General features: G+C 68.5%; 2 protein-coding genes. One reads left to right on the forward strand and one right to left on the reverse strand.

Annotation, left to right across the window (positions count from 1 at the left end; translation table 11 throughout):
• Nucleotides 1-1101, reverse strand: a 1101-nt coding sequence (locus ELR45_RS38150) for an FAD-binding oxidoreductase (RefSeq protein ID WP_205856759.1), incomplete at its 3' end; no start/stop codon positions are given.
• A 188-nt stretch (nt 1102-1289) separates the two neighbouring features.
• Between ELR45_RS38150 and ELR45_RS38155 the strand changes: the two genes are divergently transcribed.
• Nucleotides 1290-1817: aminotransferase class I/II-fold pyridoxal phosphate-dependent enzyme (locus tag ELR45_RS38155; RefSeq protein ID WP_205856760.1), on the forward strand; the 528-nt coding region annotated here is incomplete at its 3' end.

Raw genomic sequence — 1817 nt, forward strand, 5'->3', positions numbered from 1 at the left:
TCCCTCCGCCCGCCCGCCGAACACCATCGTGTCCAACGTGGTTCGCGCCGCACCGACCACATCTTCCAGCTCCGCAGCCGTCTGCGCCTGATACTCGACGAGGAGCGCGGTGTGCTCACGGACCGCCAGATCTGTGATGGCCACAGGCGCCTTCGGGTCGGATTGCGCGACGCGGAGCGACGAAGCGTCGAGAAGCTCGATCGCCCGGGCACCGGACGCGATCAGTGCCTCAAGCGCGTCCGTCGCGCGTGGGATGGAGTCGAAGACGAGCAGGGTGGTCGCGGCATGCGGCAGCAAGGGGACGGTACGCAGCGTCGCCTCGGCGACGAAACCGAGCGTGCCTTCGCTCCCCACCACCAGGTGCGTGAGGATGTCGACCGGCTCGGCGAAGTCCAGCAGCGCGTTGACCCCGTAGCCCATCGTGTTCTTCATCGAGAACTGGTGCTCGACTGTCGCCCGCATGGCGGCATCGGCCCGGACCCTTTCGCGGAGCCGGATCAGTCCGGCATACAAGTCAGGCTCGCGAGCCTTCAGCTGCGCATCGGCGTCGGGCGCACCGGTGTCGAGCACGGTCCCGCTCGCCAGAATGAGCACCATCGAATCGATGGTGCGGTACGCGGTGTCGGTCGTGCCGCACGACATCCCGCTCGAGTTGTTGGCGACGACCCCGCCGATGGTGCATGCGGACTCGCTCGCGGGGTCGGGCCCGAGACGACGGCCGTACGGAGCGAGCTGAGCATTCACCTGACGCAGCGTCAGGCCCGGCTGGACGCGCACGCGCGCACCGTCGTCGAGGACGTCGATGCCGGTGAAGTGCCGCCGGGTGTCGATCAGCAGACCCGCCGTCGATGCCTGCCCGGACAGGCTCGTGCCGGCAGAGCGGAACGTGACGGGGAGACGGTGCCGCGCAGCCGTCCGCATCGCTCCAGCGACGTCGGAAGCTGTCCGTGCGACGAAGACACCCTGCGGATACAGCAGGTAATGCGACGCGTCGTGCGCCATCGCGGCGAGATCGGTCACCGATGTGCGCACCGCCTCAGCACCGGCAACCTGACGCAGGTCAACGAGGGCAGCATCGTCTTTGACGAAGGCACTGGTCATTTCCCAACCGTACCGCCGAGCGCTTACCCCGCCCGATCCCGGCCGCGTCGCTCTGGTCGCGTCACCCTGGCGTCTGAGCGTCTGGCGTTCGATCTACCGACGTTGTCTCACCTATGACTTGGACGATGTCGGTAGATCTGAAACGGGCCGGAGTACGAACGCAGACACCGCCCACAGATACTGGAACCATGGCGAATTCCCGCGACTCGACTTACTCCCCGCAGACACGACTCGTGGTCGACGGGCGACCTGCGCCCGCCCCCGACGCCCCTCTCAACGAGCCCGTCACGTTCGCCTCGACGTACCGCGCCGGCGGCGAGCGCGGGTACGGCCGCTACGGGAATCCCACGTGGGAGGCGTTCGAGGAGGTTCTCGGCGGCCTGGAGAACGGACGAGCCCTGGCGTTCGCCTCGGGCCTGGCGGCCGGCAGCGCCGTGCTGTCTCTGCTGCCTGAGGGAGCCGTCGTCGTCGCCCCAGAGACCGCATACCTGGGTGTCCTCGATCAGCTGCGAGAGCGTCGCGACGCGGACCGGATCGCGCTGCGACAGGTGGACGTGACCGACACCGACACTGTCGCGAAGGCCGCGCAGGGCGCCGCCATGGTCTGGCTCGAGTCCCCCACCAACCCCACGCTCGAGGTCGCCGACCTCGAAGCGGTGAGCGCGGCGGCACACGACGCCGGTGCGCTGACCGTGGTCGACAACACGTTCGCGACG

Origin of the sequence: Phytoactinopolyspora endophytica, assembly GCF_004138495.1 — a bacterium.
GTDB classification, from domain to species: domain Bacteria; phylum Actinomycetota; class Actinomycetes; order Jiangellales; family Jiangellaceae; genus Phytoactinopolyspora; species Phytoactinopolyspora endophytica.